This window comes from Candidatus Zixiibacteriota bacterium (genome assembly GCA_022865345.1).
Lineage (GTDB): Bacteria > Zixibacteria > MSB-5A5 > MSB-5A5 > RBG-16-43-9 > RBG-16-43-9.
Genome location: JALHSU010000231.1, coordinates 1 through 4,534 on the forward strand (window position 1 = coordinate 1; position 4,534 = coordinate 4,534).

General features: G+C 42.6%; 5 protein-coding genes. 2 read left to right on the forward strand and 3 right to left on the reverse strand.

What is annotated here, in order from left to right; genetic code table 11:
* Positions 1-234: 234 nt before the first annotated feature.
* From MUP17_11080 to MUP17_11090, 3 genes are all read right to left on the reverse strand, one after another.
* Complete coding sequence (locus MUP17_11080; GenBank protein ID MCJ7459523.1) at positions 235-531, reverse strand: hypothetical protein; 297 nt, start codon at positions 529-531, stop codon at positions 235-237.
* Between the two features lie 241 nt (positions 532-772).
* Positions 773-1,996: a hypothetical protein gene (locus MUP17_11085; GenBank protein ID MCJ7459524.1), complete on the reverse strand. Its 1,224-nt coding sequence runs from the start codon at positions 1,994-1,996 to the stop codon at positions 773-775.
* A gap of 418 nt (positions 1,997-2,414) precedes the next feature.
* Positions 2,415-2,582 carry a hypothetical protein gene (locus MUP17_11090; protein MCJ7459525.1) on the reverse strand — a complete coding sequence of 56 codons (168 nt, stop codon included), beginning with the start codon at positions 2,580-2,582 and terminating at the stop codon, positions 2,415-2,417.
* A gap of 301 nt (positions 2,583-2,883) precedes the next feature.
* On the opposite strand from MUP17_11090, the gene MUP17_11095 reads away from it, so the two are divergent.
* Both MUP17_11095 and MUP17_11100 read left to right on the forward strand, forming a co-directional pair.
* Positions 2,884-3,339 (forward strand): hypothetical protein, encoded by a 456-nt coding sequence (locus tag MUP17_11095; GenBank protein MCJ7459526.1) that lies wholly within the window; start codon positions 2,884-2,886, stop codon positions 3,337-3,339.
* 260 nt (positions 3,340-3,599) lie between these two features.
* Positions 3,600-4,534: GAF domain-containing protein (locus MUP17_11100; protein ID MCJ7459527.1), on the forward strand; the 935-nt coding region annotated here is incomplete at its 3' end.

The following is a 4,534-nucleotide window of genomic DNA, read 5'->3' on the forward strand; positions in this document are numbered from 1 at the left end:
TCCATCTTGACCTTCCTTGTTTTTCGCTATTCGCGATTAGCTATTCGCTGTTTGCTTCTTGATTTCTTTTGACTTTAGACTATAGCCTTTTGCCTTATACTTTCATCAGCTTAATCCAATTAATCAGCTGTGAGGGTATCTTCCTCTTCTTTTTCCACGGTCACGATCAACGAACCCCGGTCACATCTTTTCCTTCCTCGTACCCCTGACTCCATGAATCCTTGAACCCTTATTTTACTTCTGCCCCTCAAGTTTAATCTCTATCTTGAGCAGTCTTTGATTTATCTGTTCTTTCATCTCGAAAAATTCCTTTTTGCTCATAAAATTCTGGTTCAATAACAGTTCCAGATTGGAGAGCCTTTTATCCAGCTCATTCACAAACTGAGACTCTGCTTTTCGGGCTAAATCTAGCTTGATCCCGGCAATGGTAGTGTAATAAGCAGTCAAAATCCCGAAAGCGGTGATGAAGAAGGTAATAAGAAACTGAAAAACCTGAACTTTTGAAAATATCTTATTGTTATTCTCGCTCATTTTTTCCATCACCTGCGACTGTCATTGCGAGCGATCCCGCTATTTGCGGGAAAGCGAAGCAATCCGTTAACAGTGGACAGATTGCTTCGTCACTTCGCTCCTCGCAAAGACAGCCTAAATGTCATTGCACGCCTGGTCGCCTGGTAGGGGCAATTCATGAATTACCCCTACGATCTATGACTGTCATTGCGAGTCCTAGGAGGGAATGAAGCAATCCGTTTGACTCGAATATTAGTTTTCATCAGTCATTTCGTTCGTAAAATATCCACCTTTCCTGAGTTCTGCTCTTTGCTCTTCTTAAGAGGTAGACTCCCTGCAGAAGTTTCCCGGTTAACCTGAAACTGAAGAACTCATCCCCTTTATCAATCAATTCACATTCTCCTGAATCCAGTACCTTTTTTTCTGATTCCTCTGCTTGACCATTGGTGTCTTCTATAAAATCACAGAGAAAGCGTCTCCCCTGCCTCAGCTTTTCCGGGTCAAACCTGAGTATGAGAAGCCGAGATTTTCTCTGCTCATCTTTGATAAATAACTCACCAGCTGCCGGATTTTTCTGAGGATGAACTCTCAGAACAAACTTGATGGGTTTGAATCCAATCTCTTCTCGACTTGCGATACTCGTAAACCTTACCCTTTCCCTGAAAGCAGGCGGCAGCGAATTCAAGACTTTCTCCTCTAAGTTTTTCTCGCATACAATTTCTATCTTTCCGTCCGAGTAGCCATCCTCAGCGATCTTTCCTGACAATTCTACCTGATCTTGCAAGCCCGCTTTGTTCAAAGACTCCAGCACAGATTCTTTATAAACTCTCTTGAATTTACAGATCCCATCCGCACAATCATGCTTCTGAAAAAGGTAAAGCTCGTTGGTCATCGAGGTTCCGAAAACCGCACCCCGGTAGACCAGCGAGGTCTCAAGAACTCTGATGATGTTCCGGTAATTGAAATGGGCTTGGACCTGGTTTCCATTCTCATCCTGATAGGTACGGAAAGGTATATGCTGGCATCTTCTCATATCCTGTTTGCAGATTGAGCATTCTGGAAATTCGAACGAGAAAGCAATGGAGCATTCCTTGTAAATACCATGGTCGATATTTCCCTTTAAGGATTCAGCCTCTGGTGAATTCTTCAGCCAGTAGAAGTAGACTTTGATCCAGTTGGCACCATCTTTCTCAACCAGATCAGCCTTGAAGTTTCTGGCTATTGGAAGTCTTTCTTTTGAATGTCCCACTAAGACAGGCGAGTCCACTAAAAGCTCTGCTAATTTCGGATGTTCCTCTAATGGAAAACACCCTCCAAAAGAGTTGACCTGATCAGATACCAGATACATTGCCCGGATGTAGACATCTTCCTTTTTGACCGGTAGAGGAGGTTTGATCCGGGCATTGATCAGAAAAACTAGATCATCAGATACCTCGATCTCTTTTTCAGCCAGGCAGGCTTCGATTTTCCCCAAAAGATTTTCCATCTAATTTCCTTTTTATAGAGTGCATCGACCGTGACGATGCCATATTTTCGCTTTCTTCCCTCTTCTTGCCAAGGAGAGGGTCAGGGAGAGGTTCCCATCTTCCTTCTTTCGCTCTCTGTTGGTCTCCAGACCAACAGGGTTCAGGTCAGTGGAAAAACATCTAGCTTGTTCTCATTGTCTCCTCTTTAAATGGAGGGGACTCAGGGATGAGTTTTCATCTTTCATTTTCCTTTTTCCATCTTCCATTTCCTTCTCATCAGTGGAACAGGCATCCTGCCTGTTCAGTTCCTTCCCTCTTCTTGCCAAGGAGAGGATCAGGGAAAGATTCCCATCTCCCTTTTCCCTTTCCCTTGACCCCTTGAATCCTCGAACCCTTCTTTTTTAGAACTAACCCTGAAGGTGGAGTTCAGGTCTTATTCTAACAACTCTTTCTGATTCCTTTTTCCCATTGAAGATGTAGAAATTCTGTTTTTTTTTTGCAGAACAGATAGTAAAACATCTCACCATCAATCTCCCTCTCCTGGAAGGAGAGGGACAGGGTGAGGTCCTCATTTCCATTTTCCTTTTTCCATCTTTCTTCTTCCATTTTTTTCTTATTTCCTGCAAGTCCTTGCAGTGAATTCTATCCTGTTCAAAAATTGAACAGTTATTTCTTTTTCATTAGACCTTGAGTTATCAGGGTTTATCAATCGATAAGCCGGTCTTTACGAAAGGGCAAAGAATTTGCTTTTCAGATAAGTGAGAAATCTAACCTGGAGGGCTAGGGATGAAACCAATATTCAAATAGAATTTAATTGTAGGGGCATCCCGCCAAAGGCGGGACCGTGCCCTATCTAAGGTTTTTCATCTCCCACCTCTAACCCCTATCTAAAACAGGAGGTGGAAAAATGAAAACCAAAATTTATCTCTTTCTCAGCATTATCAGTTTTAGTTTTTTCCTGAATCTATTTTTACTCCCAGCAAAAAGCCTGGCATTCAGATTGCAGAGCTATCCACGGGATGGGAGATTCAAACAGCTCTCGCCGTCAAGAGACCCCTGGTATTTCGTAGATGAGAAAAACTGGTATTTTGCCGGACCGGACAAGTGGCAGCATTTTTCCGGCTGCTATCTGGGGCAGAAGCTTTTGTCCCAATCTCTGAATCGTTATTTCACTGCTGGACTGATCGCCTTTTTAGGGATGGCTAAAGAATATGATGATGCCTACCGGGAGGGCTGGAGCAACCGGGATTTATTGATGGATTTTTTGGGAATCTTTGCCGCGATGAACCAGAGCAAGTATCAGCTCTACTGCTCTTTCGACAGCCAGAAAATAATGCTTAATCTGAACTGCAGGTTGCGTTAAATGTGGGTACAGGGGCGGGGTAACCCCGCCCCTGGAGTCTGGAAAGATTAAAGCTCCTTTCTTTTTTGACGATAAGTATAATAGTCCACAATAAGTTAAAAAGGAAAAACCTCTGGGGGAGTGAAAAATTTTTTTAACTGTTCTAAAATTAAACAATCTTTTTTTAAAATTTAGAACCCGGTTAAAAGGAACAGGGAAAATGGAACGCTTTTGTTCTTTTATCTTACTTTTTCCTTTTTCCTTTTTGAAAGGAGGGGGAGATGTCTGATCCAATCAACGGGTACCTTCAGCTTCTGATCTTCGGCACCTCTTTGATCCTGGTGCTAAAGTTCGAACAAAGGTACTTCAAATTTTATCCCGGAGTCAAATGGTCCCTGGCTCTGGGGGTTTTTCTTTTATTCTGCGGAGCCTTTTTTACTTTTTTTCTGCCCTTGAGTGGACCTCTTATGGCGACTGATTCTGATATAAAGACTTCTGCAGAAGCAGGTTTATATATCGCGGGCAGCATATTTATATTCTCAGGATTGAGGAGATGGTTTTGGTACCTGGCCCGAGTAAAGGAAAACTCTCTCCAGCGTCTGAAAAGATTATCCTGCTTAAAGCAGGTTCTATCGTTCTCCCAGAATAACCAGGACCCGGAACAGAATCTGAAAGATGCCTTTCATAAGGTAATGCAATTTATGGGGTATCAAAAAGGAGTTCTTTTCAGGTCATCTTTCAATTCTCCGGAAATGCTTCTTCTTTCTTACTTTAATCTCTCGCCGGAGGAGCTTTCTCGCTTTTATAAACTGAATCCGAATGAAGGTTTCTATAATGAAACTCTCAAGACCAGGGAGATTTTAACCCAGAACCAGTTTCAGGGTTCAGACCAGTGGCATAAGCTTTTTCAGGGGGAAGAGAAAACCTGTTCTTTTGCCTGCGTTCCGATAAAATATAACTCAAAGGTGTTTGGGCTTATCTGCATTTATGATTCTGACCCGGAAAGGTTTGCCTTTGAAGAAGTTCAATTCCTCACCAGTTTGAGGGACGAGCTTGGCTTGATGGTCGAACAGTCTTTGCTTTTAGAAAAAGCCAGAGAGCGCAAAAGAGGTTTACAGACTGCGGACGAGGCAGCCAGATTACTTTTGGAAACAAGGAATATCGAAGATAACCTCCCCGCATTATCCCAGATCTTCAAAAAGGTTTTTGAATTCGA

What these genes read in the sequence shown, in the direction of transcription:
- MUP17_11080 (MCJ7459523.1), bottom strand. Translation starts at nt 531, where the DNA reads ATGAGCGAGAATAACAATAAGATATTTTCAAAAGTTCAGGTTTTTCAG.
- MUP17_11085 (MCJ7459524.1), bottom strand. Translation starts at nt 1,996, where the DNA reads ATGGAAAATCTTTTGGGGAAAATCGAAGCCTGCCTGGCTGAAAAAGAG.
- MUP17_11090 (MCJ7459525.1), bottom strand. Translation starts at nt 2,582, where the DNA reads ATGGAAGAAGAAAGATGGAAAAAGGAAAATGGAAATGAGGACCTCACC.
- MUP17_11095 (MCJ7459526.1), top strand. Translation starts at nt 2,884, where the DNA reads ATGAAAACCAAAATTTATCTCTTTCTCAGCATTATCAGTTTTAGTTTT.